Source organism: Ruegeria sp. B1, assembly GCF_056535885.1.
The window spans coordinates 163,851-190,672 of the sequence record NZ_JBQFJA010000002.1; the positions used below are offsets into that span (position 1 = coordinate 163,851).

The 26,822-nt window shown below is 55.0% G+C and carries 20 protein-coding genes and 5 pseudogenes; 13 read left to right on the top strand and 12 right to left on the bottom strand.

The window, feature by feature from the left end; all coding sequences use genetic code 11:
* The first annotated feature begins 2 nt into the window (after window positions 1-2).
* The 6 genes from ACR3ES_RS23415 (at window position 3) to ACR3ES_RS23440 (ending at window position 6,168) form a co-directional block, all read left to right on the top strand.
* Window positions 3-272: a putative Ig domain-containing protein gene (locus ACR3ES_RS23415; RefSeq protein WP_480634786.1), complete on the top strand. Its 270-nt coding sequence runs from the start codon at window positions 3-5 to the stop codon at window positions 270-272.
* A 50-nt stretch (window positions 273-322) separates the two neighbouring features.
* Window positions 323-1,984 carry a cadherin-like domain-containing protein gene (locus tag ACR3ES_RS23420; protein WP_480634787.1) on the top strand — a complete coding sequence of 554 codons (1,662 nt, stop codon included), beginning with the start codon at window positions 323-325 and terminating at the stop codon, window positions 1,982-1,984.
* The gene (locus ACR3ES_RS23425; protein WP_480634788.1) at window positions 1,953-2,807 is read left to right on the top strand and encodes a hypothetical protein; all 855 of its coding nucleotides are present in this window, start codon (window positions 1,953-1,955) and stop codon (window positions 2,805-2,807) included. The genes ACR3ES_RS23420 and ACR3ES_RS23425 overlap by 32 nt, the downstream gene beginning before the upstream one ends.
* Window positions 2,808-2,809: 2 nt before the next feature.
* On the top strand, window positions 2,810-3,427 hold the full coding sequence (locus tag ACR3ES_RS23430; protein ID WP_480426241.1) for a calcium-binding protein: 618 nt from the start codon (window positions 2,810-2,812) through the stop codon (window positions 3,425-3,427).
* Between the two features lie 149 nt (window positions 3,428-3,576).
* The gene (locus ACR3ES_RS23435; RefSeq protein WP_480425881.1) at window positions 3,577-5,898 is read left to right on the top strand and encodes a putative Ig domain-containing protein; all 2,322 of its coding nucleotides are present in this window, start codon (window positions 3,577-3,579) and stop codon (window positions 5,896-5,898) included.
* 12 nt (window positions 5,899-5,910) lie between these two features.
* Entirely contained in the window at window positions 5,911-6,168 is a 258-nt protein-coding gene (locus tag ACR3ES_RS23440) for a hypothetical protein (protein WP_480425061.1), read from the top strand.
* Here the strand turns inward: ACR3ES_RS23440 and ACR3ES_RS23445 are convergent.
* The 7 genes and pseudogenes from ACR3ES_RS23445 to ACR3ES_RS23475 form a co-directional block, all read right to left on the bottom strand.
* Window positions 6,152-8,689, bottom strand: coding sequence for a S8 family peptidase (locus ACR3ES_RS23445; protein WP_480634806.1), 2,538 nt, complete (start codon window positions 8,687-8,689; stop codon window positions 6,152-6,154). The genes ACR3ES_RS23440 and ACR3ES_RS23445 overlap by 17 nt on opposite strands.
* 20 nt (window positions 8,690-8,709) lie before the next feature.
* A complete protein-coding gene (locus ACR3ES_RS23450; RefSeq protein WP_480634789.1) occupies window positions 8,710-8,979 on the bottom strand; it encodes a hypothetical protein in 270 nt (89 codons plus the stop codon).
* Window positions 8,980-9,687: 708 nt separating this feature from the next.
* Window positions 9,688-9,832, bottom strand: a pseudogene (locus ACR3ES_RS23455) (IS6 family transposase); the annotation flags it as partial.
* Between the two features lie 315 nt (window positions 9,833-10,147).
* Window positions 10,148-10,378 carry a helix-turn-helix domain-containing protein gene (locus tag ACR3ES_RS23460; protein ID WP_480425884.1) on the bottom strand — a complete coding sequence of 77 codons (231 nt, stop codon included), beginning with the start codon at window positions 10,376-10,378 and terminating at the stop codon, window positions 10,148-10,150.
* 179 nt (window positions 10,379-10,557) lie between these two features.
* Complete coding sequence (locus ACR3ES_RS23465) at window positions 10,558-11,532, bottom strand: ExeA family protein (protein WP_480425886.1); 975 nt, start codon at window positions 11,530-11,532, stop codon at window positions 10,558-10,560.
* Window positions 11,532-13,176 (bottom strand): annotated as a pseudogene (locus tag ACR3ES_RS23470) (transposase family protein). Before ACR3ES_RS23470 ends, ACR3ES_RS23465 begins: the two are co-directional and overlap by 1 nt.
* A 14-nt stretch (window positions 13,177-13,190) precedes the next feature.
* Window positions 13,191-13,811: a recombinase family protein gene (locus ACR3ES_RS23475; protein ID WP_480424859.1), complete on the bottom strand. Its 621-nt coding sequence runs from the start codon at window positions 13,809-13,811 to the stop codon at window positions 13,191-13,193.
* Window positions 13,812-14,125: 314 nt separating this feature from the next.
* Between ACR3ES_RS23475 and ACR3ES_RS23480 the strand changes: the two genes are divergently transcribed.
* From ACR3ES_RS23480 to ACR3ES_RS23505, 6 genes are all read left to right on the top strand, one after another.
* Window positions 14,126-14,974, top strand: coding sequence for a transglutaminase family protein (locus tag ACR3ES_RS23480; RefSeq protein WP_480426239.1), 849 nt, complete (start codon window positions 14,126-14,128; stop codon window positions 14,972-14,974).
* Between the two features lie 39 nt (window positions 14,975-15,013).
* On the top strand, window positions 15,014-15,622 hold the full coding sequence (locus ACR3ES_RS23485; RefSeq protein WP_480425887.1) for an RHS repeat-associated core domain-containing protein: 609 nt from the start codon (window positions 15,014-15,016) through the stop codon (window positions 15,620-15,622).
* Window positions 15,619-15,873 carry a toxin C-terminal domain-containing protein gene (locus tag ACR3ES_RS23490; RefSeq protein WP_480425889.1) on the top strand — a complete coding sequence of 85 codons (255 nt, stop codon included), beginning with the start codon at window positions 15,619-15,621 and terminating at the stop codon, window positions 15,871-15,873. The genes ACR3ES_RS23485 and ACR3ES_RS23490 overlap by 4 nt, the downstream gene beginning before the upstream one ends.
* Window positions 15,866-16,315 (top strand): hypothetical protein, encoded by a 450-nt coding sequence (locus ACR3ES_RS23495; protein WP_480425815.1) that lies wholly within the window; start codon window positions 15,866-15,868, stop codon window positions 16,313-16,315. Before ACR3ES_RS23490 ends, ACR3ES_RS23495 begins: the two co-directional genes overlap by 8 nt.
* A 355-nt stretch (window positions 16,316-16,670) precedes the next feature.
* On the top strand, window positions 16,671-16,925 hold the full coding sequence (locus ACR3ES_RS23500) for a transposase (protein ID WP_480425963.1): 255 nt from the start codon (window positions 16,671-16,673) through the stop codon (window positions 16,923-16,925).
* Window positions 16,926-17,157: 232 nt separating this feature from the next.
* Entirely contained in the window at window positions 17,158-21,156 is a 3,999-nt protein-coding gene (locus ACR3ES_RS23505) for an autotransporter family protein (protein WP_480426236.1), read from the top strand.
* Window positions 21,157-21,824: 668 nt separating this feature from the next.
* Here ACR3ES_RS23505 and ACR3ES_RS23510 read toward each other — a convergent pair.
* The 3 genes and pseudogenes from ACR3ES_RS23510 to ACR3ES_RS23520 form a co-directional block, all read right to left on the bottom strand.
* Entirely contained in the window at window positions 21,825-22,064 is a 240-nt protein-coding gene (locus ACR3ES_RS23510; RefSeq protein WP_480425965.1) for a winged helix-turn-helix domain-containing protein, read from the bottom strand.
* 105 nt (window positions 22,065-22,169) lie between these two features.
* Window positions 22,170-22,370: pseudogene (locus ACR3ES_RS23515) on the bottom strand (response regulator transcription factor); the annotation flags it as partial.
* A 21-nt stretch (window positions 22,371-22,391) separates the two neighbouring features.
* Window positions 22,392-23,509 (bottom strand): annotated as a pseudogene (locus ACR3ES_RS23520) (IS3 family transposase).
* Window positions 23,510-23,729: 220 nt separating this feature from the next.
* On the opposite strand from ACR3ES_RS23520, the gene ACR3ES_RS23525 reads away from it, so the two are divergent.
* Window positions 23,730-24,191 (top strand): integrase core domain-containing protein, encoded by a 462-nt coding sequence (locus ACR3ES_RS23525; protein ID WP_480634790.1) that lies wholly within the window; start codon window positions 23,730-23,732, stop codon window positions 24,189-24,191.
* A gap of 259 nt (window positions 24,192-24,450) precedes the next feature.
* On the opposite strand, the pseudogene ACR3ES_RS23530 reads toward ACR3ES_RS23525, so the two are convergent.
* Both ACR3ES_RS23530 and ACR3ES_RS23535 read right to left on the bottom strand, forming a co-directional pair.
* Window positions 24,451-25,320 (bottom strand): annotated as a pseudogene (locus ACR3ES_RS23530) (LysR family transcriptional regulator).
* A 473-nt stretch (window positions 25,321-25,793) separates the two neighbouring features.
* Window positions 25,794-26,012 (bottom strand): transposase, encoded by a 219-nt coding sequence (locus ACR3ES_RS23535; protein ID WP_480425894.1) that lies wholly within the window; start codon window positions 26,010-26,012, stop codon window positions 25,794-25,796.
* Window positions 26,013-26,822: the final 810 nt, after the last annotated feature.

Here is a 26,822-nt window from a genome sequence, read left to right on the forward strand (position 1 = left end):
CATTGTCCGATCACTCTTCAGCGGAAGATGAAGCTGTGAGCTTTGCACTGCCAACCAATGCGTTCACGGATGTGGATGGTGATGCACTGACCTTGAGTGCGACACTGACGGATGGTGCGGCGCTGCCGGACTGGCTGGTGTTTGATGCCATTGCGGGGAGCTTCTCGGGCACACCGCCGCAGGACTTCCATGGTACATTGAGTGTGACCGTGACGGCCAGCGATGGGTCACGCACAGCAAGCGATAGCTTTGCCCTTGAGATTCCCCTGTAAACGATGCACCGATCGCGGTAGATGATCTTATTGGCGCGAGTGAACTCCGCGTGAATGAATTTACCAACACCGGACAAAAGACTCCAAGTATTACCGCACTGACTAATGGCCATTTTGTCGTCACCTGGGACTCTCGTGATGGGCAGCAAGGCGATGCTTCTTCTTCTGCCATCAAGGCGCGTATTATTGATGCAGAGGGTGTTGAGATCGTCAGTGAGTTCCTGGTCAACGAGTTTACCCATAGCTGGCAATTGAACGCGAGTGTCACGGCGCTCGCCGATGGCCATTTTGTCGTCACCTGGTCGTCTTTTGACCAACAGCAAGGCGATCCATCCGGATATGCTGTCAAGGCGCGTGTTTTCAATGCGGATGGCAGTGAGATTGGCAGTGAATTCCTGGTCAACGAGTTTACTAATAACGGTCAATTCATCTCGAGTGTAACAGCACTGGAAAATGGCCATTTCGTTGTCACTTGGGAGTCTGAAGACCAGCAGCAAGGCGATACGTCTCCAACGGCCATCAAGGCGCGTATTTTCGATGCGGAGGGCGGCGAGATCGTCAGTGAATTCCTGGTCAATGAATTTACCAATGGCGATCAGCGGGACCCAAGCGTTACCACTCTCGCCAATGGCCATTTCGTCGTCACCTGGCATTCTCACGCCTTGCAGCAAGGCGATCCATCCGGTTATGCCGTCAAGGCGCGTATTTTCGATGCGAGTGGCAGTGAGGTTGTCGGTGAGTTCCTCGTCAATGAATTTACCAATGGCTGGCAAATCAAGCCGATTGTTACAGCGCTCACCAATGGCCATTTCGTTGTCACTTGGGAGTCTGAAGACCAGCAGCAAGGGGATGCTGATTGGGCCATCAAGGCGCGCATTTTTGATGCAGAGGGTGTTGAGATCGTCAGTGAGTTCCTCGTCAATGAATTCACCCATAGCACGCAACGCGACCCAAATGTTACGGCCCTCGCCAATGGCCACTTTGTCGTCACCTGGGCATCTGATGATGGGCAGCAAGGTGATGATGGCTGGGCCATCAAGGCGCGTATTTTCGATGCGAGTGGCAGTGAGGTTGTCGGTGAATTCCTCGTCAATGAGTTTACCAATGACATTCAAGGCACTCCAAATGTGACAGCGCTCGACAATGGTGATTTTGTCGTCACCTGGCATTCTCTTGACGGGCAGCAAGGCGACACTGATTGGGCCATCAAGGCGCGTATTTTCGATGCAAACGGTGTTGCGCAAGGTCCCACGCCGATCGACGAAGATGTTGTGACTTCGATTGAGACCGCCACCCTCTTGGCCAATGACAGTGATGTTGAAGGGGATGCACTGACGGTAACAGCGGTCTCTGCCGCGAGTACGCATGGGGCCGCCCTTACGCTGAATACCAACGGGACCATCAGCTATGATCCAACCGGCGCAGATGCTGTTCAGGCTCTGGCAGAGGGCGAGACACTTATCGACACCTTCACCTATACGGTTGAAGACGGCAATGGTGGGCAGAGCACTGCAACGGTTTCAATCGTTGTTCACGGAAGAAACGATGCACCTGTCGCGGCTGATGATAGCGAGGTTGAAAATACTATTGATGCAGAAAGTACAATTGACGCAAGTGAGTTCCTGATCAATGACTTTACCAATGGCACCCAAAGCGACCCGAAGGTCGCAGAACTCGCCAATGGCAACTTCGTCGAAACTTGGGAATCCTGATGAATCTCACTTTACTGACATCAAGGCACGTATTGTAGACGTAGATGGCGTTGAGATTGTCAGTGAGTTCTACGTCATTAAAGAATGGGCTTTCCAACGTTCGCCGAGTGTTACAGCATTCTCTAATGGCAATTTCATCGTAACTTGGATGCATAAAGATAACGGATATTTAGAGACTAACGCAAGCGTTTTTGATGCGAATGGCGTCGGGATCAGCGGCAGGTTGAACGTCGTCGACGGGTTCTATCAATACATCATAAGTGTTACAGAGCTCGCCAATGGCAATTTCGTCGCAAGCTGGTCGACTGGACCCTGCAATAACGATCTTTGTGGTTCTGACAGCTATTTCCGTGTTTACGACGCGAATGGCGGGGACATCAGCGGCCTCCTCAAAGTCAATGAACCTCTCAATGCCATTGACGACTGGCAGCATGGCGTTAGTGTTACAGCACTCGCGAATGGCAATTTCGTCGTTACCTGGGAGGCTACTGACCCGCAAGACGGTTCTTACGATACTGCTATCAAGGCCCGTATTTTCGATGCGAACGGCGGGGAGATCGCCAGTGAATTTCTGGTCAATGCAATCATCGATGGCGCTCAAAGAAACCCGAAGGTTACAGCGCTCGCCAATGGCGATTTTGTGGTCACCTGGGAGTCTAATGACCAACAGTACGGCGCTTCGTCTGCTTGGACCATGGAGGCCCGTATTTTCGATGCAGCCGGTGTTACTCAAAGTTCCGATATTATCTCGGAAGGTTTTGTCACCCTGATTGAGACAGCCAGTCTTCTTGTCAATGACAGCGATGCCGAGGAGATGCACTGACGGTGACAGCGGTCTCTGCCGAAAGCGCGCATGGAGCAGTCCTGACGCTGAACACCGATGGGACCATCAGCTATGATCCGACCGGCGCAGAGGCTGTTCAGGCCCTGGCAGAGGGCGAAATGCTGACGGATACATTTACCTATACCGTCAGAGATGGCAATGGCGGTGAAAGCACCGCAACGGTTTCAGTTGTTGTTCGCGGAAGAAACGAAGCACCGATCTTTGGCACCGCTGGTGATGATATCCTGACCGGCACCGCTGGCGATGACATCCTAAACGGCGGCGCGGGCGATGATTATCTGTATGGTAGCGCTGGCGATGACCGTCTGGATGCTGGCACAGGCAACGACATCCTGACCGGCGGCTCGGGGGACGATACCTTCGTCTTTGATCCCGGTTTCGGCGAGGATGCTGTAACTGATTTTGCGGCTGGGGCTGGGACGGAGGACATCATCGAATTCAGGGGTATCACCAACCTGGCCTCCTACACGGACGTTCTGAACAGCGCGGCGGATAACGGCACCGATACGACCATCACGCTGGATACGGACAACAGCATTGTCCTGAAGAATGTGGTCGTGTCGGACCTGTCCTCCGACGACTTCCGGTTTTACGCGTAAAGACCACAACGCATGGTGTCGCAATCACGCACCCAGGACGGGCTTGTTGCGGAGTGCCTTCAGGCACTCCGTTCTACGCTCGCAGGTGTTGGCCTGCTCAGCCTGCCGATCAATCTCCTGATGCTCAACAGTTTGAATTGGAGAACATAATGACCGTTATGAACAACACACCCATTTTGGCAATTGCGTTGCCTGATCAGTCTTCCGCGGAAGATGAGGCTGTGAGCTTTGTCCTGCCAGCGCATGCGTTCACGGATGTGGATGGCGATGCGCTGACCTTAAGCGCAAAGCTTGTTGATGGTACGGCCCTGCCGGACTGGTTGGTGTTTGATGCGGTTGCGGGGCGTTTCTCGGGCATACCGCCCCGGGACGTCCATGGGACATTGATTGTCATGGTAACGGCCAGCGACGGACCTCTTTGCGCAAGCAGCACCTTTGCGCTTGAGATTACGCCTGTCGACGATACACCAGCCGCGATTGATGGGAGTGTTGGCGCGAGCGCGTTCAGCATCAACGAATTCACCAATAGTTCGCAATTCTACTCGAGCGTTACAGCCCTCGCCATTGGTGGCGGGGGTGATGATTATCTGTACGGCGGCGCGGGTAACGATACGCTGCAGGGCGGCGGGGGCAATGACTGGCTGCATGGCGGTGCAGGTGCGGATGTTCTGGATGGCGGCGCGGGCCAGGATGGGGCCGGGTATTGGGACGCGGCCTCCGGCGTGACGGTTGATCTGGGCGATGCGGGGGACAACACGGGTGACGCGACGGGCGATAGTTTTGTGTCGATCGAGAATCTCGCGGGATCGGCCCATGCAGACATGCTGTATGGGGATGAGGCCAATAACAGCCTGTGGGGTCTGGGCGGAGACGACGCGCTGCATGGTGGCGGGGGCAATGATTATCTGTACGGCGGCGCGGGTAACGACACGCTGCAGGGCGGCGGGGGCAATGACTGGCTGCATGGCGGTGCAGGTGCGGATGTTCTGGATGGCGGCGCGGGCCAGGATGGGGCCGGGTATTGGGACGCGGCCTCCGGCGTGACGGTTGATCTGGGCGATGCGGGGGACAACACGGGTGACGCAGCGGATGATAGTTTTGTGTCGATCGAGAATCTCGCGGGATCCGCTCATGCAGATTTGCTGTATGGGGATGAGGCCAATAACAGTCTGTGGGGTCTGGGCGGAGACGACGCGCTGCATGGTGGCGGGGGCGATGATTATCTGTACGGCGGCGCGGGTAACGACACGCTGCAGGGCGGCGGGGGCAATGACTGGCTGCATGGCGGTGCAGGTGCGGATGTTCTGGATGGCGGCGCGGGCCAGGATGGGGCCGGGTATTGGGATGCGGCCTCCGGCGTGACGGTTGATCTGGGCGATGCGGGGGACAACACGGGTGACGCAGCGGATGATAGTTTTGTGTCGATCGAGAATCTCGCGGGATCCGCTCATGCAGATTTGCTGTATGGGGATGAGGCCAATAACAGTCTGTGGGGTCTGGGCGGAGACGACGCGCTGCATGGTGGCGGGGGCAATGATTATCTGTACGGCGGCGCGGGTAACGACACGCTGCAGGGCGGCGGGGGCAATGACTGGCTGCATGGCGGTGCAGGTGCGGATGTTCTGGATGGCGGCGCGGGCCAGGATGGGGCCGGGTATTGGGATGCGGCCTCCGGCGTGACGGTTGATCTGGGCGATGCGGGGGACAACACGGGTGACGCAGCGGATGATAGTTTTGTGTCGATCGAGAATCTCGCGGGATCCGCTCATGCAGATTTGCTGTATGGGGATGAGGCCAATAACAGTCTGTGGGGTCTGGGCGGAGACGACGCGCTGCATGGTGGCGGGGGCAATGATTATCTGTACGGCGGCGCGGGTAACGACACGCTGCAGGGCGGCGGGGGCAATGACTGGCTGCATGGCGGTGCAGGTGCGGATGTTCTGGATGGCGGCGCGGGCCAGGATGGGGCCGGGTATTGGGATGCGGCCTCCGGCGTGACGGTTGATCTGGGCGATGCGGGGGACAACACGGGTGACGCAGCGGATGATAGTTTTGTGTCGATCGAGAATCTCGCGGGATCTGCCCATGCAGATTTGCTGCGGGGGGATGAGGCCAATAACAGTCTGTGGGGTATGGGTGGAGACGACGCGCTGCATGGCGGCGCCGGTAATGATTGGCTGATAGGCGGTGGTGGCAACGACGCGCTGATCGGGGGTGCGGGAGACGATGCCTTCGTCTTTGATCCCGGTTTTGGCGAGGATATCATAACCGATTTTGTGGCTGGTATTGCGACGTTGGATGTCATCGCGTTCAGGGGTGTCCCCAACCTGGCCTCCTATGCAGAAGTGCTGAACAAGGCGGCGGATGATGGCACCGATACGACCATCACGCTGGATACGGACAACAGCATTGTCCTGAAGAATGTGGTCGTGTCGGACCTGTCCTCCGACGACTTCCGGTTTTACGCGTAAAGACCACAACGCATGGTGTCGCAATCACGCACCCAGGACGGGCTTGTTGCGGAGTGCCTTCAGGCACTCCGTTCTACGCTCGCAGGTGTTGGCCTGCTCAGCCTGCCGATCAATCTCCTGATGCTCACCGGATCACTGTTCATGCTACAGGTGTATGACCGGGTGCTGGCGAGCGGTTCGGTGCCGACGCTGATCGTGCTGGCGGGTTTGGCGGCTGCGGCATGGCACCCAGTGATCGGGCTGTCCCTGCGGCTCAAAACCTGTGACTGAGGGCAAATCCAATGTAGGGATTGGGGTCACCGCCTTGTGCGCGATATCCCGCGTTAAACAGAATTTCCGGTCCGGGCGCTTCTGAAGCAAGCTGATAGGTCAGGCCAATATCTATCGGCCGCACTGAAGATGTAATCTGCACAGTTTGAGAGCTTCTTGTCACGCCCGCGCTTTCCTGACCGGCCACTGCTGCAACCCTGTCCCGGGGGAGGTCGATTGAAATCTCACCAGAGGAGATCTGGAGCGGACTGGATATCGACAAGCGCATCGTGCCTGGGCTGCCGAGAAAGCGTTTCTTGCTGATTGAGACGCTGCCGGCACGCCCCGTCAGACTTTTGCCGCCAGTGACCAGGCCTGCCTGTTTGAAATCTGTCCTGCTTTGCGTGCCCGATACCGTCAGGAGCGTGCCCTGCCCGACCGCAACAGATCCGGATATTTCCAAGAACGAGGTAGAGCTGCGTCCGTCCTGACCCGCGGCTCCCATGAAGCGGGATCCAAGGACTGTGCCGTTTTCTTCTATGAGGCCGAACTGGGCAGAAAGGCCTGACCCATCTTTGTCTTTTGCTTCAAGCCCTATGCTGGTCCTTGAGAAGGAGCCCGTGGATGATCCGACCGCGTGGTCAGTAATAAGGGCCAGCGCTTGTGTGAGTTCAAACTTGTGCCTGAATGAGTAGTCTTCTGTCAGAAGCTGTCCAAATGGATCTGCGTCTGGATCTATGTCGCCGAGAGTTATCTCATAGGAGAACACATCCCCATCAAAACGGAGACCTGTTCCGTGATCTGAACGCATGAGTGTGAGGCTGTCGCTGGCCTTTGTTTCCCGTACGAAGGTGGGGCGGGGTCTTGGCGCCTTGAGTTCGGAGACCAGGGCACTGGCAGCAAGCTCAAATCCGCGCGTATACGCATCTGCAACCATCAGGGTCTGCCCTGCGAGGGCCTGGTTGAGGGCTGGCGCCAGGGCGCCGCTGGCGACGATGCCCGTTTCGGCGAGAGGGATCACTTCGCCCTCGATGGTGTTCCCCTGGTAGACGACAAGCTCACCCATAGGAAGCATGGCGCGTTCCAGATTGAGGAGGCCCTGCCCGTAGATCGGGTCAACACCCGGCTCACCGAGGTCTTCAGCTGCAGCGAACATAATCTCAGCGATTACGGGGGCTGTCAGTTCTGGCCACTGGCTCTTCAATACGGCATAGGCTCCAGTGACGTATGGGGCGGCGAAGGACGTTCCGTCCAAACGAGTGAAGCCGTTGCCGTTGTCATGAGGGAATCTCATGATATCTACGCCCGGCGCTGCGAGGCAAAAGTGCATTGCGAGGCCACAGCGGTTGGAGGACCAAGCCGGGCTGAAGTCCGCTATTTTTTTGTCTTCATCCACTGCGACGACGGCGATGAAGTGGTCCTTATACTCGGGCAGGACAACTGGAATGCCTGCATAGAGTCCGACCTCGGGCAGGCCGCTGTTGCCTGCAGCAAAAACGATCATCAAGTCTTCGGATTTGGCTCTATTCAGGGCGGTGATGGTTGCGGGTCCTAGAAAATCTTGGAGCGAAGCGCGATTTTCGTCCGAAGATTGAGTTGTAAACTCAGTGATTATCCTATCGACGACCATACCATCGACAATTTTGTCCTGACCCCAGCTGTTGTTCATGACATGCGCATCGGCCGCGATTGCGCGGTTTATGGCATCAGGCCACATAATTCTAATCGTCGTCGTCGGATGAATTCCATTGAAGATGACAAGCTCAGAGTCAAAGGCAACGCCGTGCAGGCCTTGACCGTTTTTCCTGCCTGCAGCGATGTTGGCAACATGCGTGCCATGACCGGAACGGCCATGACCGTCAGGTTCAGAAATATCGCCGGGGTCGCCGACATAGGAGTGGCTGTTCTCAAAGTCGATTTTCCCTTCGAATTCTGGGCTGTCGAGATCGATGCCTGTGTCCAGGATTGCAATCTTTACACCTTGTCCTCGCCAGCCTTGAGCATATTTTTCATCGGCTCCAATCAGAGACAGAGCATAGTTTGCGTTGAATTCTTCGGTCCGGAAGAAAGCGGGATTGTCCGGACCGGGGCCTGGGTTGGGACCGGGGCCTGGGTTGGGACCGGGGCCTGGGTTGGGACCGGGACCTGGGTTGGGACCGGGACCTGGATTGGGACCGGGGCCTGGATTGGGACCGGGGCCTGGATTGGGACCGGGGCCTGGGTTGGGACCGGGACCTGGATTGGGACCGGGACCTGGATTGGGACCGGGACCTGGATTGGGACCGGGACCTGGATTGGGACCGGGACCTGGATTGGGGCCGGGGCCTGGGTTGGGACCGGGGCCTGGATTGGGACCGGGGCCTGGGTTGGGGCCCGGGCTTGGATTTGGACTGGGGTTTGGAGAAGGTGATGGGCTGGGACCTGGGTTTGGAATACCGGTGCCTGGATTTGGGCCGGAGCCTGTCTCAGAGTCTCCACCACCACCGCCTGCGAGAGAAGCTGCGAGCCCAACTGCTGCGAGCCCAAGGGCGATCGAACCAATTCCGAAGGTCTCCCCTGTGCTTAGCTCCGAAAGGGAAAACTACGGATGTCTGGTGTCCGGTCTAAGGTTTGGTTGAGGTAGTCCTCCATAATTGCTGGTCGGCTCAGGAGGATGTACTTGCGTGCATCCTCGAAGGTTGATGGATCGCGCGCATGCTCACTGACGAGGAATTGCAAGGCCTGTTGATTTGAATAGGAGGTGAGTTGATCCGAGTAGATATTCGCCGCGACGGAGTTGGCAAAGGTAATAATGGCCGTCGTGGTCAGGGCTAACGTCTTAAACAGGCGCATGATGATTGCTATTCTTTAGCTGTTAGATTGTAACTGCTTGGTTGCGACCGCGCGCCGTTGATACCGATGAACCGCCCGACCCACCCGGCTCGCAAGTAACAAGCTGAATGTATTGCGGATATTGAGGATTGCTGACCGATCATTCGGTAGGCGGGCCATTCGTTTCCTGCCCAACTTTAGAACCCGGTTACTGTATTGTGAAATACTCCGATCCTATGTTTGAATAGCCACCAGCTATGGTGAGCCTATGCCTGTCACGCTTTCATTTTGCCAACACGGCCTAACCAGACAGTCGCTCAGTCGTAGCAAAAGCTCATTAGGGCCCGCTCACCAGCCACTTGCCACCTGATTTCTAAATGTCCGGAATGCGTGGTCTGCGACTTGCCTGCACCGGCAAAGTCCCAGATGCTGTTGAAGGCCTGATAAGGGCTCAAACTGCTACCCTTGATGTGACAACTGTATAGAGTTTCTCTCGGGCGCTCAGTCTCAACAAGATTTGCTGCTCAGTTGAATGGGGCTCAGTTCGAATTGCGGCTGATCTAGCCCTCTACCACCCGTTCCACTTCACTTTCAGTTTTTACAGCATTCTCAAACCACAAATCGGACACAAATTTTAGAACCGAAAATCTTCGAGACGGGAAAGACCGGGCAGATTCAGTATGTTAATTGGCTTTGCCGCTCGGAGCAAAGGAACAACCTGACACTGCCGTTCACAGTAGCGTGGTCAACCAATACACCGCGTTCGACCATGATCTCTTCTAAATCGCGGTAGAACATCGTGTATCCCAGACAGAAATACACGGCCCTCAAAACTGATATCCTTGAGGAAATGGCAGCTTGTCAGGTAGGTCATGCTGAAACCTGTTCCAGCAGTGTTCAACAAGTACAAACGTCAGATCTCACATACGCGTCAAGAAGGTCCTGAAGTATTGCGACACATCCGGCTTGCGCCCGTTTGAGGAGCGTGTATTGCAAGAGTGAGGCGCTCAAAGAATGCTCATTCCTCGTCCAACATCAGGTTTCACGCCAGGCAGGTCTTCGTTGCAGTTGCCAGCCTGAATTAACCCAAACAGCAGTATGAAGCCCTATTTAGAATACGGCCACGCGAAGTTTGTCGCACTTGCTTCCGCTGGCACGGCGAACTTTCTTGATCCGGAGTTTTCTTCGGTCAGGGTGAGTGTTCCTGTCTGTAGTCCTTGGGTGACAATTCAAATTCCCTTTGGAACGCCCGGGTGAAAGACTGTCTTCCTGAGAAACCGACGCTATATGAAAGAGCCTCAATATTTTTGCCTTTACCAGATCTAATAAGTTCTGCCGCCTTCCTGACCCTTGTTTTTTGGACTAACTTTTGAGGTGAACCTATTCTACGACAAAGTCGAAATAGCGTCGCCCGAGACATACCTGTAGTGGCTTGAGATCATAATCCGTTGGGCGCGAGATTATCGCTGTTTCTGGCTCAGATTATTTGAGACTGTAAATCGGTTTGGGATCACTTTATTTGAGAATGGGCTCAGAATAATTGAGACGGGCTCACATTGTTGAGACTGGGATCACCGGGATGAGACCAAGCCCGCGCCCTCACAGCGACAGCCCCGCCATCCGCATGCGATCTGCCAGTTCGCGGGTCCGCGCAGGTTCAAGCTGGCCGCTCAGAAAGCGTTTGATCTCGGCGGGCTTGGACTGGAATTGATCAGCGAGCACCTTCACAGAATAGCCCTGCCGGGTGAGACGTGGTTCCAGGTCATCGAAGTCCGGGGCCAGCGTGGCTGACACAATGTCCGGGGTGATTGGCTTCTGGCCCGTTCGGAACCCGGCCTCCAATGCCCGGTTCAGATATTCCGCAAATTGCAAGGGTGTGGTCAGCCGTTCTGCCAAAAGGTCCAGCGCCGCTGGTTCGATAATCTCGTCAAGCCGGGCCTCGTCTTCGGTACACTGATCCAGCAACCAGTCGAGATAGGTTCGGGCCTCTTCACCCAATCCTTCGAAGGGCAAGATATCGGTTCGATGACCGATTTCTTCCATTGTCGGACGGCGCAGGTCATTTCGCAGTTTCGGATGGCCGACCAGAATGACAGACAGATTGCCTCCGCCGCGTGCAATCACTTCCATCAGGCGTTTCAGCCCGATCAGAGTCTTGCCGTGCAGATCATGGGCTTCATCCACGAACAGCGCGACAGGTTTGCCAGAACGGGCGACCAGTTTCTGAAGTTCCCGCTCCCGCTTCTCACCTTGGGTCGGGATCTTTGGCTCTTTTTCGCGCGAGAGGTCGTAGAATAGGGCTGAGATCAGTGTCGGAACGGTTGTCCGGGCTTTGTCCACTGACAGGCTTTCGGCGACAGTGACCTTCTTCTCGCGCGCAATTTCGTCTTGCAACCGGTGCAGGAACACGGTCTTGCCGATACCAACCGGGCCGGTGACAGCGATCAAACGCCCGGTTCCAATGCCTGCCCGGACGGTATGAGTGATCTGGCGATGGTTCTCTGTTTCATAGAACCCGGCAGTCCGCCAGTCCTTGATCAGCCCATATCGCGCCATGATCTCGGCATTCAGCATTACTCGCTCTCCTCTTCAGCGGCCGGTCGCTTCGGCGAGAACCGGGCGGCTATTTCCTGTTTGATTTCCGCCTTGTCGAGCGTCCGGTCGACAAGATCATTCACGAAAGACAGATCCTCATCTGTCAGGCGGGCCAGTGGTTTGTGCAGCAAATCCGAGACCCCGCGCAGCGCATCTAATCGGCTGCTATAGGTGAACTCCCCATAGGGGTCCGGATCGACAAAGGCCTGGCTGGCGAACGGCAGTACGTCTGCGGCTTTGGCCAGGCTTGAATCCAACCCGGCAAGCGCCGATCTGGGCACCGAGATATTCTGCGCAAGATCCCCGATCCTGTCGGCCCGCGCTTGAGTTTGTGTTTTTGGGCTTCCGGTAGCGATGTAGTGGAATAGGCCCACCTGACGGTCGATAGGGACCAAAGCGTTTGTCGTTCAGCTCGACAAACAGTTCGTGATCAAACAGACCCCACCAGAGGGTGACGGTCTCACCCGCCAGATCGGGATCAACCTCGTAGAACGCGCCATCAACACGAATGCGGGCATCCCCGGCAACCTTGCGGGTTTCAGGCTCTCGCGCGAAGGTGCAGAACCGTTCCCAAGAACACATTTGCCGGATACCGGTTGACGGCAGGTTCTTTACCCAATCTTCAATCCGACTGTGCGGCTCACGACGATGGGGCTGGGCATTGTATTGACCAATGAAGCGCGCCAACCAGGCATTGGCTTCCAACTCGGTTTCCGGTTTGTGGAAGTGATACAGCGTTTCATGGGCTTCTTTCACGGTGCGGAACGGGCGCTCCACTTTGCCCTTTGATCGCGCGGTCGGTCGTCGGCCATCGCTACCCGCAGGGTCATGGGTCATCACGCGCACGCCCAACCGTTCCATGACAGTGTGGAAGATCCCGCTTTTTGCAATGGGTCCATTGTCCAGATATATCGCCTCCGGAATGCCTTGCAGCTGGGTTTCATCTCCGTCCTTCGGTGCCATTGCGTTGAACAGGAAACGCAGGCCGCTTTCCACATCCTCGCCATAGACGCAGCGATACTCCTGAAAGGAGGTGCCGGAGCGATCATCAACCACGCTGAACAGCATGGGTACGGGAAGACCTTTGCGGTTTGGATCAATCCAGGATGGCTGTTCGATCTGTTTCAGGTCAGATGGGCTGATATCAAACTGCCAAAGAGCATTGGAGGTTCGTGCTTCAAACCGGACAGCGGCTGGTGCTCTGGTCATTCTTGCATGATCATATCCCCAGAGACGGAGATACCGGTTGACCGTGGCCTTGTTCAGTTGCGCCTTTGCGGCCTGAACCAAACCTTCGGGCGTTTCAACGCCATGATCCTCCAGAAGCTCGATGGCCCGTGCGGTCGATAAACGCCGCCCCTTCTTATTCGATGTGCGGATCTTCAGGGCAGCGATGATCTCACAGTATCGCTCCAATTCGGCACGAGGCACAGCTCTCGGCTCTCCCCGGTCCACGCGACGCAACCCCTTCGGTCGCAGTTGCCCTGACAAAGCGCGATATACAGTGGCCCGAGAAACACCAAAGAGGCTGGCCACGCCTTCAATCAAAACCCGCCGACCTGGATCACGAGGTGCAAGATCATCCAGCCGACGACGCAAATCGAGCAGGGCTTCTGCCGGAATGCCGCCCTCTTTGCTCATACGGAATTTCCGTCCAGCAGTTTCTGACCAGGCGCTTTCGCGGTTCCGTCCCCGTTTACATATTCGTAAAGCGTCGTTGTGGTGATCCCGAGGCGCTTTGCCAGATCTGAAGCGTTGGTCTCACGATCCGCCATGCCTTTCATTGCCATGCGCAACATGGTCAAATCCATCTTGCGCGGTCGCCCACCTTTCCGGCCCCGCGCACGTGCTGCTGCCAGCCCGGCGTGGGTGCGTTCAGCGATGAGTTCCCGTTCGAACTCGGCGAGGCTGGCGAAGATCCCAAAGACGAGCCTGCCATTCGCGGTTGTCGTATCAATCTCAGCACCAGCGCCGGAAAGAACGCGAAGGCCAACGCCGCGCTCTCGCAGGTCATCTACCGTTGCCACGAGATGCTTGAGGTCGCGCCCAAGGCGATCCAGTTTCCAGATCACCAGAGAGTTTCCCGGCTGAAGCGCTTTCATGCAGGCATCAAGCCCTGGCCGATGGTCCTTCCGCCCGGATGCCTTGTCTTCATAGATGCGCTCGGCATCGACACCGGCTTCAATCAGCGCATCGCGTTGCAAATCAAGGAGCTGGCTCCCGTCCGCCTTCGACACCCGTACATATCCGATGAGCATGGCAACTCGCCCCGCCAGAATAGACAGGATGCACCATGCAACCTCACTAAGATTTCCGCAACGGTTTTTCTGGTGATGTTCACGGCACCGTGTGACCGCCGCCGAGACCACAAGGAAAACGTCCGTTTTCCGGGCGGATAATGCTGTGGCTGACGGCTCATATCATGAGCGATCAGTGCCGGGTTGTGTCACAAGGTCTTGCGTGCAATCTTCGGCCCAGAATTTGATACGGCCTCCGAATGCGCTTTTTCTTTTCCGTACTTGCGGTGTTTGCTCTGTTTGCAGCCCCCACTCTGGCCGATATTCGCTCGGACGTGAAAGACCTGTTTTCTCGTGAGATGGACACTCTCGATTTTGCACAGGTCAAAATTGAAGTGGATCGCATGATTGACCTCAGCATCGATGGGGAGGCGCAACTCGCCCAGATCGATCAGATGGTTGCCACGATCCGCACAATGTTGCCGCCAAACGCAGATAGCTGGGAAAAGGTCGAGGCTATTCGTCGCTACATCTACCAGCCCGGAGAATGGAACAATGGCCATGCTTTCAGCTACGATCACGACGATCCCTACGGCCTAGACGTCCATAACAAGCTCTTGTCAGATTACATGCAGGACAGGCTGGGCAACTGCATCACCATGCCATTTCTGTTTATTGTTCTCGGCCGAAGGCTTGGTCTGGATGTGACACCTGCTATGGCACCGCTCCATGTATTTGTGAAATTCACCGATGATCAAGGCGTGACCCACAATCTGGAAACAACAAGTGGAGCTGGCCGTACACGCGATCAGCATTATCGGAACCTGCTGCCCATAACAGATGCAGCGATTTCCAACGATGTCTTCCTGACTCCCCTGAATAATGAACAGTCTGTTGCCGTCATCGCCGCCATAGTTGTCGAAGACCTCATCCAGAAACAACGTTACCACGACGCAATGGCGGTGGCTGATATCCTGCTCGATCACTATCCGAAATTTGTCTACATCATGGTCAAGAAGGGCACAGCGGCCTACCATCTGTTGCGCACGGAGTTCCATGAGAAGTACCCAAACGTGCAAGACGTGCCGGAGGATCAGCGCCCTTATCTGGACTACCTTCAGCGCGTGAACCAATACACATTTGAAAAGGCTGAAACTTTAGGTTGGCGTCCTGTTCAAAGATAGGCTAGCGTCGCCGGAGAATTACACGCTTAGAGAGAACACATGTTCCGTATTTTGCAGCACTTCATTCTGATCACAATCCTCGCGATGTTTTCATCGCACGCATCGGCGATGTTCATTCAGGCAGATTGGTATGACCCTGCTAACCCACAGGTGGGCACAAACCGCTACGCCTACTCGCACAATGACCCGATAAACTTGGCTGATCCGGGAGGGAACGTTCCCTACAATCCCGGCGGATCGACAAGTACCGGATACCACAACCAAGACACAGATTACGAAACTCACACGTCGTGGACTGACCACAGCAGTCCAGATTATGAGCAACACAACTACGGAAGTAATTATGGCGGTGGTGGAAAAGATTACGGCGTCCAAACCTTTACGGGCCCAGCCCACTATGATGGGCGCTCTCAAGGAATTGGCGTCACGGACGGAGACTATACCAGTACAAATTTTCGCTCCTCGGGAGATTTTTCGCAATACTCGTCATATGACTATTCGAAACCCCCAGGTGCTTCTGGGCAAGCCGTAAACGCAGATGGGGTGTTGTATGGCGCGGCAACACTTCCTGCCGGAGCTACCTTAAGCGCTGGAAAAGGGTTTTGGGCCTTGGCGCCAAGACTGCGCCAAGGGCTAGGAAGAGCTTGAGTGCCGCAGCAAATCCTGCAATTCAAACTACAGCAGAAGCTACAAAAGTTGCGAAGAGTTTAGGCTATAGAAAGGTTCGGTCAGGCTCAGCCCCATTTAATTCACACGGTCAAGCCGTTTATAAAAAGGGGAGTAGATACATCACCCGAGATGTTGACGGCCACAATGGTGGAGCGTGGAAAGCGTTTGACAGGAGCGGCCGTAGAGTTGGAACGTTCAATCGAGATTTAACGGTGCGTATCGGTGACTAAGGACTTATTTTTCATTTCTTTCTTGGAAGATGAATCCGGTCAGCTTAGTTGCAATGGCCAGATTTCACTGGGAGGCACTGTTGAGACGTTTACATCGTCTCTTCAATCATTCACCAAGCGCGAGTACGAGTCGCTTTGGAAATACTCCGTTCAACAATCCGTTGTGAACCGGCAAGTTACTGCTCTCTTTACCGATGTACAGCTGGAAGCTGACGGCACTGGTTGGCTTTGGCTTTATACGATGATTCCTTCTGAAGAAGTTGAGGAAGAAAGGCACTCTGATACCGGAATTTTTCTAACTCAACGATTTATGCCAGTGTGCACAAAACCAGAGAATTTTCTCACCCGGAAGTTCGTCGAATTTGATGACGGAACTAAGGGCGAGGAACTGGCCTTCTACTTCCTAGATTTAAGCCGCCCAGAAAGATTTTTGGATATCTAGACACCAATATTCTAGGAATTTCCAACTGGTTTATTGATAATCAAGAAGTGAAAAAATTTCTTGCAGAGTAATACGAGCCGACGGGGTGAGCGTTGTCGCTGTGACGGCGTCGGATGGTCTCACCCCACCGATCCCAGTCTCAGCAATGTGAGCCCGTCTCAATTATTCTGAGTCCAGTCGCAAATAATGTGATCCCAAATCGATTTACAGTCTCAAATAATCTGAGCCAGAAATGCCGATAATCTCGCGCCCAACGGATTATGATCTCAAGCCACTACAACTACGAGACGAGTTGGCACGACTGGATACCCAGATTACTGGGTTGGCAAAGCTTGACGATGTGTGCCGTCTGATGATGACTGTGCCGGGTGTTGGCCCCATTGTCGCTTTGACCGTGAAATCTGCGATCGACGATCCGGCCAGGTTCGCGCGATCGAAAGATGTGGGTCCATGGGTGGGACTAACGCCGAGGCGTAGTTTATCCGGAGAAATGAACTTTTTTGGGCAGATTACCCGAACCGGCGACTCTGGACTGCGGACGGCATTGTATCAGGCGGCAATGATATTGTTGCACCGTGGGGCCTCGAACTGGTTGCAAGCTTGGGCTTAGAGGGTGGCGCACAGGCGCAGGCTCACCATAGCCGCTGGCTATCTAAGTATAGGATTAGAGTATTTCCCAATACAGCAACCGAGTTCTAAGATTGGGTATAGAACGAATTGATTGGCCCTCGAGTGCTTGGGCAAAAATCGCCAGCACCCAAATTTATGCCGTCTGACGGGCAGGGGCTTCTTCCGATCCTGCTCAAACACGTTGGCAATACCCCGCACAGGAGAGTTTCAAAATGATAAACGAGAATCTGGACATCCAGCCCGCCCTTCGCACGCTTAACGTTTTGGTTCAGGCTGGCCGATTGACCAAGTTCAAAGGGCGGGTGGCGAGCATTGCGCCAGGCCTTTTGGTCGTGGCCACGGCTGCGGTGTTGTGCTCCGGAGGCGAGGCGCAGGCGGCCAATGAGTGCGGGCAGGCAGTTCCCAATAAACAAACTAATCTTACATGTAACTCTAGCCATAGCACTGCCATCGAAAATGGCATCACCTACACCAATACAGACGGGCTCAACCTGACACTCCCGGAGGATCCTAAGCTTAGTGTGGGCGGTTCCGGGGTGAGCGTACATGGGCGGTGGGGTCATAATCGTGTGCACATGCTTGGCGGTTCTGTCATCGCGACTGACGATAACCAAAATCACGGTCTTCATTCGAAGCTTGAAACCACGGACATGACGACCGAGCTCTTCGTGGTGGCACGGATAAAAGATGGAAATGTCGAGGTGAGCGGTAAAGGAGCTAATGGGCTTTATGCGAGTTCCAATGGTAATGGCCTTGTTGAAGCGCGAGTGGAAGGCGGCACTGTCACCTCGGCGGGCGGTTACGGGGCTTTTGCAGAGGCCACAGGCAACGCAGATGCGCGCGCCGAATTGAGCGGTGATGGGGACATCACAATCAACGGGGGCCGTTTTGCTGCGCTTCATGCGCGGGTTAACGACGAGGCGAGCACAGCCGAGGCCAGGGCGGTCATGAGCGGGGGAAGTATTACGATTGCTGCCGGTGAAAATGTCGAGGGGGTTTCGGCGTTCACCGCTAGTGAGCAGGGTACTGCGGTAGTGAGTGGCGGCGATGTGACTGCGGAAATGAGTGGCGGTTTCATCCACACTGGGAACAAAGCAAAGGCGACATTCGCGGTCGGTGCAGGCTCCCACGGCAGGGATTATGTAGGCACGGTGACGGCTGTCATGAGCGGAGCCGAGAGTGTAATCAACACCGAGAATGATGACGGTTCCGGCATACGGGCAACGAGCCGTAGCAAAAGTGAATACGCCCAGGCTATCGCGCACATGAAAGGCGGCACTATCATCACGAAAGGGAAGGATGCTTTCGGGGTTCAGGCGTCGATCGGTACCGCTCTCTCGTCGGAAGCCAAGAGAGTTACTAAGGTCAGGTTGACGGCGAAAATCACCGGAGGGACGATCGAGACGTTGAAAGACTCAACTGCAGTTCGGGCTATACACATTGGCGCTGGCAATGCGTTAGTGGAAATGGATAACACGGATGGCACCAGCACAATCATCACGCATGGAAACCAAGCGCATGGGATGCGGGCGGACAGCAGCTACACTGATAATGCATCTGAGGGGACGGCGACAGCGATAATGAGAGCAGGGACGATCATCACTAACGGTGCCAATAGCTTTGGAGCCGCTGCGCAATCCAATGGTGGCCTTGGCACGGCAACCACGGAAATGCATGGCGGCAAGATCACCACGAAGGCCACGAATTCTTCTGGGCTTTATGCGCGGATTGACAACCCGGACAATGCCGAAGAGGTGAAGGTGAAAATGACCGGAGGGGATATAATAACCGGACGGGAGCCGGAGAAGGGTGGCCTATCCCATGGGCTTTATGCGGACACCAATGGCTCTGGCAAGGTGACCGTGGAGATGGAGCGCGGCAAAGTCACCACATATGGAGGCGGGTCTCACGGGATTTGGGCGGAATCAGAAGCGCCTATTCATTCCGTCAAGGTCGCGCCGAAGGTTTCCGTCAGAGAGTTGGAGCCGGGCGGGGAGTCGAAAGCGAAGGCGTTTGTCACGCTGGGTGCGCAGGCCGAGGTCACGGTTTCAGGAGCGGGTTCAGACGGGATTCGCGTTTCAGGGAATTACGAGCGGCTGTCACACCTCCGCCCCGATGAGTTTGTTCAGTTAGGTGCAAACGGCTTTGACGTGGACGTAACCGGTCGTGTGACGGGCGGATCAAGAGGAGGCGCCGCGATCCGAACGATATCCCACAACCCGGGGACGATTACGATCAACCGCGGTGCCCATGTGACTGCGGGAGCGTCTGGTATTGCGATACGCACTGTGACCGCCAGATCTTCTGGTGACGGGGCACCAGAAGACGATGGCACTGCGCGCATCACTTCGGCAGGGACAATCACCGGCAATATTTTTCTTGATGCAGGTGATGATACCCTGACTGTGACAGGCGGACGCGTCACCGGTGATGTCTATGGAGGTGCGGGCGACAATACCCTGACCTTGGAAGGCGGCGACTTCAGCGGGGATGTTCGTCTTGGGGCGGGAGACGACACCGTCACGATTTCCGCCGACAGCACCTATGTTGGGTCCCACGTTCTGGATGGTGGTGCGGGTGATAACGATCAGCTGACGCTGCATGGCCAGACCATGACCACAATGGAGGACGTCATCAACTGGGAGCATTTGACGCTGAAGGATGAAACAAAGTTGAGTCTGGATAAGGGTGCCACGCTGGATATGGCACTCTCGATCGAGGCAGGATCTGTATTCAGCGTGTCTGGCGGGGGCGCCCCCACCGAGGCGACCATCGCAGGTAAAGTGGCCAGCGCGACGGGCGGGGGAGGGGATACCCCCACCGTTGTGAGCATTGCAGGGGATGTGATCAATGATGGCTCTGTTGTTTTGAGTGTACAGGACGGGGATGCGGATGATGTGATCACCATTGAGGGGGATTACACCGGATCGGGAACAAGTGTTTTTGCCCTGGATGCAGTTCTCGCTGGCAATGATGCGCACTCCGACAGGCTGGAGATCAAGGGCGACGCGTCGGGCGAGATGATGCTGTCGATTTCGGGCCTGGACAGCGCCGGTGGCGAAGGCACACCGCTTGAGATCGATGTGGTCACTGTTGGCGGAACGTTTAACGGGACCTTCACCCTTGTGGATGGCAACCATGTCACCCCGGACGGGTCGCAAGCGGTTGTCTCGGGCGCCCACCTCTATAGGCTGACCGAGGCGGGGGATGGCCACGGCTGGTCGCTGAGCGCGATGTCCGAGACCGGTGGGAGAAACTATCAACCCTCTGCGCCGATCTATGACAGCTACGGTCAGTCGCTGCTGGCCCTCACTGGCCCCGCGTCGCTGCGCAACCGGGGCAGCTCACAGGACTTCCGCAGCCTGGCCTGGGACGGGGAAGCGTCGGGTCAAAACAGGGACACCCCGCTGTGGTTCCAGATGGGGACAGAACAGGTCACCTTGTCGGAAGAGCACAGCACAACAGGGGCCGCGCTCGACAGCTCGATCTGGGAGATGGAGATCGGCGCGGATGTTGTCGTGAGCGAGAGCGGGGCGGGGCTGCTTGTGGGTGGGTTGATGTTCTCCTACGCCACGGGGAGTGCGTCGGTGACCTCAGATTTTGGAGATGGTTCGATTGACACCACGGGCCTGGGTCTGGGCCTTTCGGCCACGTGGTATGACACGCGCAGGTTTTATGTCGACGGGCAGGTGACACTGGCATCCTATACAAGTGACCTGGCCGCTGATGGTCTTGGAACCCTGACCGAAGACAACGGGGGCACGGGCCTTGGGTTGTCGATCGAGGCCGGGCAGCGCTTCGATCTGGGGTCCGGTCTGACGGTGATCCCGCAGGCGCAGCTGAGCCTGTCGTCAGTTGGGTTTGATGACTTTGAGGGTGAGCGCTACGGGGAGCAGGTGACGTTTGAGGATGCGGCCAGCCGGCAGCTGCGGCTTGGGCTTGAGTTTGGCGCGCAGGAACAAGGGGCACACCGCCTTTATGGCATCGTGAACCTGTTCCATGAGTTTGGCGCGGGCAGCGAGGTGGATGTTGCCGGGGCGACCCTGACAACCGAGAGTGAGCCCTGGGCGGTTGGGATCGGTCTTGGCGGCAACTACGCCCTGACCGATCGCGTGGATCTCTTTGGGGAAGCCTCCTATGCCACCGGGCTCAGCACCGCTGGCGACACCAGCGCACTGAGCGCAAACGCAGGCCTCAAAGTCGTGTTCTAGATAGGGTGGGGGCAGGCCAGATGTTTCGTTCCGGATCGAGCTGTGAGATGAGCCGTCATTAGGTTATCCCGAAGCATCAGTTGAATAGAGCTCACTACAGCCATTTTATGCAGATCGCACGGTGTAGTGAATTTGAGCCGTTACCAGACCTTAACCGTACTTTGAGTTTTTGTTGGTGCAGAAGGCTTTGAAACCACGCAAACCGGACATACCCAGGCGGTTTGCAGAGGGAAGAGATGCGGACAGAGCGCTATTTCGTTGCGATTGCTCCAACGTCCGCTTTCGTGTCAGCCAGTCTAGCAGTCAACTATGTCAGTTCTTACGAAATAGCCTGGTCGACTTCAGCGGCATGATTAACTTAAGGTTGTCCGAGCTGATCGAAGATCTCTACCGCATGTCACTCGGTGTAGTTTGTGTGACATTAACAAGGGTTTGAGAGAAGTCTTTGCTGGTGAAGGTGTCCGGGTTTTTGAGTAGATCAAGGACCAAAAGCTGTCACAATTGAGCGCTGCCTTATTGCGAAGTGCCGATGGGTCCAATCGTGGGGGCAATGTCCTAACCCGTCTGATTGCCGGGAGTGTCAGCTATGAACAGAAAAGTGAGCATCTTCTGGAATGCCGATCTTGTCGAGGCCAACTAACCTACAGACTAAGTTCTCAGTGTGCTAGTCAACTCATCCTATACCCAACATTTCTAAGCGTAACGATCCGCTGACCCTCACTTCCAATTTTGCGCCGTAGGCGGCCAACGTAAACGTCGACGACGTTGGTTAATGGGTCTTCGTTCATGCCCCATACGGAGTTGAGGATACGCTCTCGGGACAGAACCCGACCCAAATTGGTCAGAAATAGCAGAAGAAGATCGCGTTCTTTTTTAGATAGCTGAACCTCTTCGCCAGCCACGGTCACGTGCAGGGAGCGTCTGTCAAAGCTCAGGGTTCCGCATTTGATGACGGTGTCTCCGAGATCGCTGGCATAGTTATTGGCGCGCCGGTGCAACGCCTCAACGCGAGCGATGAGCTCGTCAAAATCAAAGGGTTTCGGAAGATAGTCGTCAGCGCCGATTTTCAATCCTTCGACCCGTTCTTCGGGGCTGTCTAACGCGGTCAGCATCAGGATGGGGATTTTGGATTTACGGGCGCGCAACTTGCGGCAGACATCCTGCCCTTGAATTCCGGGCAGCATCAGATCCAAAAGGATGACATCGTATTCGCCAGTGGTTGTCCAGCCCCAATTCTATGGGCCAGTTTTGAGCAAGGTTTCTGGAACGGGCGGTCGCATGTTTAGAGCCTGATGGGGTCTGACACGATTGTACTGTCTAAGCCAGGTATTGATGACGATCTGAGCCTGTTTGGTGGTGTGGAACCATTCTGCGTTGAGGACTTCCCGGCGCAGAGTGCCATTGAAGCGCTCGTTGTATCCATTCTCCCAAGGTGATCCCGGGTAGATTTGGATCGGCTTAATGCCCACCTTTCTTAACCAGGTCTGCAGGGCCGTTGCGATGAACTCCGCGCCGTTGTCGGAACGGATGTGTTCGGGCTTCCCGTGCCGCAATAAGAGTGGGTAGAGCGCATCCAGCACGTCTGCGCTGTTCATCTTCGGCTTGACCGCTACGCAGAGCGCCTCACGGGTATACTCATCCAGCACCGTCAGCATCTTGTAGCTCTGTCCGTTGCTCAGCTTGTCGTGGACAAAGTCAATGCTCCAGATGTGATTGGGATGTTGCGGTCGGAGCCGGATGATCGAGCTGTCCTTGTGGTACAGCCGTTTGCGTTTCTTGTGCCGTTGTGGGAGCTGCAAGCCTTCTTCGCGCCATAGTCGTTCGATCTTTTTATGATTGACTGCCCAGCCTTCGACACGCAGCAGCTCGGCGACCTTGCGGTAGCCGTAGCGCCCATACCGTTTGGCCAATCGGATCATCGCCAGACGTAACGCCTCATCATCCTTTGGCGCTGCGCGGTATTGCAGCGTGCTCCGCGCCAATCCAATCACGCGACAGGTGCGCCGTTCAGAGGTTGCCAGCTTTTGTCGGGTGTGGACCACGGCCTGACGAAGCTGGTCTGCCGTCAGGCCTTTGGCTTTAGATAATCAAGGCTCTCCTTGAGAATGAGTTTGTCCAGTTCAAGCTCAGCCACGATTTTCTTGAGCCGATCATTCTCTTTCTGCAGCGCCTTCAGATTGGCCATCTCAGATCGTCCCATCCCACCAAACCGCTTGCGCCATGTGTAATAGGTCGCATCACTGACACCAGCCGTTCTGCACGCCGTCGCGACATCCGAACCAGATGCCAGGCCCAGCTCAATCTCGCGCAAAAGCCGCAGAATATCTTCGTCCGAATACCGTTTCCGCGCCATCAATCCCGTCTCCAAAACTAAGCCAACTGTGGCACAGTTTTAGGGGGCCAAGACAGACGTTTGAGGACCTTGCCGCCCAGGACCGCATTCTCTTGACGGAATAGCAGATGGTGGGCTTAAAAAGGCGAAGCAGCAAAAGGAGGCGCATAGCGAGATCGAAAGCCACCATCCCGGTTATCTCGGCAGCCAGGACACCTATTAACTCGGTATGGTCAAGGGTGTGGGGCGCATCTACCAAAAGACCTTCGTCGATACTGATGCCCGCGTGGAGATCTGCCAACTCTATACCGACAAGACCGCAATAACCGCCGCCGATCTGCTGAACGACCGTGTCATTCCCTTCTTTACCGAGCAAGGCATCAGCCTGCTTCGCGTCTTGACCGACCGGGGCACGGAATACTGCAGCAAGGTCGAGAGTCATGCCTACCAGCTTTATCTGGCATTCGAGGACGTGGATCATTCCAAGACTAGGGCGAACAGTTCGCAGACCAACGGCATCTGCGAGCGCTTTCACCTCGCCATCAAGGACGAGTTCTACGACATCGCCTTCCGCGAGAAGATCTATCGGTCGATGGGAGAATTGCAGACGGATCGGGACGCATGGCTGACCAAATACAACGAACAGTGCGCGCATTCTGGAAGATACTGCTACGGCGAAACACCTATGCAGACTTTCGGCTAAATGCTACACATTGCTGTGGACAAGACCATCAGGGCTTCCGAGCATTCGGACAGGCAACAACGCAATCTCATCACCGTTCGCTGAGACGTCCATCAGATAAAGTCTGCAGTTTTACACATAAGGTGAAATCGCTGCGGCGGATCAACTGTCTTACGCAAAACTGCTTGACCGGGGGGAGTTATCGGAGCCCTGAGCCTAAGTCGCGGGTTTCATCAGAAGTTTGCGAAACCACTTCACTCAATCCCTCTAACTTCTTGCTTCATGATACCTTCATCAACTCCCGAACCAGATCATGAGCTTCAGGACGTGAGGGTTGAAAGCGGCAGCGCAGCGCAGCCACCTGGCGATCAATTTGAACATCCTCAATTGAAAGTTTGACGAGCCCTTTCTCGTTCGGGATGGCGGTTTCTGGCAAAATCAAAAAACCCGTTCCGTTCCTGGCCAACTCAAGCAGCCAGTCAACACGGTTCGAACGATAAGCGGCATAAAGCCTACAACCGCGATCGGCGCTGGTCGTGCGTATGAATTCACGCATTTCACAATTGAGCCTATCCAGCATTTCATTGCCGGCTAACCGTTTCAGGGCTACCGCTTCATGTTGGCTCAGAGGATGTTCGGTTTAAACGACGGCGCAGTAACGTTCTTCATAAAGCGTATCAATGTGAAAAATTTCTTCAGAAGCTTGCGCGACTGTCACTGCAATATCGAAGCGCCCTTCCCGAAGCCCCTCGAGCAACGCCGTATGGCTGTCAACAATCAACTCAATATCCGCTTCCGGGTTGCGGGTCCGATAGCGTTCAATCGCCTCCGATACTTTAGACTGCCCAATCGTTTCACCAATGCCGACACCAATTGGTACACGCTTCAAACGCACATGGCGTGCTGCTTCGACCTGCGCTTGATAAGTCTGCTGCAACGCCTCCTGTAACCTCGGTTGTACAATTGCTCCGAGTGGGGTCAGACGACATCCCGCTCGATCGCGCAAGAGAAGCGGCCCACCAAGTTCAGATTCCAGTTTCTTAATGGCTGTCGTGAGTGAAGGTTGAGACACATTCATAGCTCTCGCCGCATGCGTGAAATTGCCGTGTTCGCAAACGGCCAGGAAGTAGCGAATTTGATTGATTTCCATGAAGTGGCTGACCGCTATTGTTATCTACTACCGCAAAAAATACAACTAAAAGAGGAGCGGTCAACAGATTTCGCACGTTTATCAAATAGTGCTCGAACTCGATCACTGATGTATAATGAATGGACGCGTGGACAATCGAGTGGAGGATATCGCCAAACATTCAAATTGATGGTCAAGCTCAAGAGGGCTCCCGAAGGAGATCGATGAACACCACATCAAAGAAAACTCTCGGGATTCCGGCGTCGCGGTCGCACCACAGTCGGCACACGTTAAAAGGAACATCGCAATGGTCAGTGAAACAAGCTACATTGAACCGATGACAGCTGAATATCAGAAGCCATAAACTGTGGAAACTTTGGCTGGTGCAGTATCTTTTGTCCGTAGGGCTGGATGCAGAACCAGGCAGTGGTTCACTTCGAACGTCCCGGCAAGTAGATTTGTTACTTTAAAACGCTTCGGTTTTAGCATGCGACCTATCCGGCAGCGCTAAAGTAGTTACAGCACTCAGCGGGGTCGTAGAGATTGCAGATTTCCCCGATGGCCTCAAAGACCTCGGTGAAGGTTCTGGCTCTGATCTTTGTAAGGTGGGTTTTCAGCTTGGAGAAAGCCTGCTCGATGGGGGTCAGATCGGGCGCGTATAGCGGGAGATATAGAACCCGGCAGCCTTGATCGCGCAGGCTCATCATGGTCATGCGTCCTGACCTGCCGGGCCCATCTTGCAACCGTAGCCGACGAAAACTTCAGCCATAACGCTGCTGCCCGCCTAACACTTTTTCGATGTACTTCTGAAACCGCGCGTGAAGCGTATCCGTTAATGGTACTGACATGATCCATCCTCCCAAACGGGATGAATCACATCAGGCACCTCAAGGGGATCCCTCACGCTTCAAGTTCAAGCCAAACGCTTTTACGGTTCCGTGGATGTACCAGAACGAAAGGTTCATTTTAACGGCAAGGTTGCCATCCTATCGATGCGCCCTTGAATTCGTTGTGAACACTAAAAGCACCGTATCCAAAGGAAGTATAGTCAGAAAAGAAATCAGTGTTAGGCTTCCGATTCCGGATAAAAGACTCACAAATACTAGAGACAGATGCCGCAGCTGAAAGCGACTGAATTAAACTCAAAATAGCGTGGCAAAGCTGTTTAGGGATTGGGGTTAAGAAAACGATCAAATCGTTCATCTGGTGCGGATTCTACGCCAGCATACAAGTAATAATTCAATCTGATCCTAGGTGTCTAGGGTGTCCACAGCTAGGATAATTTTCATCGTTTTCGACCTGATCCCAAATGATAGTCAAGAACTTTGGTCATCGAATTTACTTCTTCCTGGTGGTTTTTAATCCAAAAAAATCATCGCTCGAACTCTCAAACCAACATGATCCTAGTTTCAGTTTTTGTACCATTATCTTGACATCGCTGCAAAATAGTGCCTGGGATGGACCCAAACATTAGAAATCTAGGCGTTGCGTGACGCGGCCAAATTAAAACTTACCCACATCGC

Coding starts and splice junctions, on each gene's coding strand:
- ACR3ES_RS23485 (WP_480425887.1), top strand. CDS start 15,014: ATGTTCCGTATTTTGCAGCACTTCATTCTGATCACAATCCTCGCGATG.
- ACR3ES_RS23465 (WP_480425886.1), bottom strand. CDS start 11,532: ATGCTGAATGCCGAGATCATGGCGCGATATGGGCTGATCAAGGACTGG.
- ACR3ES_RS23425 (WP_480634788.1), top strand. CDS start 1,953: ATGGCAACTTCGTCGAAACTTGGGAATCCTGATGAATCTCACTTTACT.
- ACR3ES_RS23435 (WP_480425881.1), top strand. CDS start 3,577: ATGACCGTTATGAACAACACACCCATTTTGGCAATTGCGTTGCCTGAT.
- ACR3ES_RS23450 (WP_480634789.1), bottom strand. CDS start 8,979: ATGCGCCTGTTTAAGACGTTAGCCCTGACCACGACGGCCATTATTACC.
- ACR3ES_RS23475 (WP_480424859.1), bottom strand. CDS start 13,811: ATGCTCATCGGATATGTACGGGTGTCGAAGGCGGACGGGAGCCAGCTC.
- ACR3ES_RS23440 (WP_480425061.1), top strand. CDS start 5,911: ATGGTGTCGCAATCACGCACCCAGGACGGGCTTGTTGCGGAGTGCCTT.
- ACR3ES_RS23505 (WP_480426236.1), top strand. CDS start 17,158: ATGATAAACGAGAATCTGGACATCCAGCCCGCCCTTCGCACGCTTAAC.
- ACR3ES_RS23460 (WP_480425884.1), bottom strand. CDS start 10,378: ATGTCTCGGGCGACGCTATTTCGACTTTGTCGTAGAATAGGTTCACCT.
- ACR3ES_RS23500 (WP_480425963.1), top strand. CDS start 16,671: ATGACTGTGCCGGGTGTTGGCCCCATTGTCGCTTTGACCGTGAAATCT.
- ACR3ES_RS23535 (WP_480425894.1), bottom strand. CDS start 26,012: ATGACCATGATGAGCCTGCGCGATCAAGGCTGCCGGGTTCTATATCTC.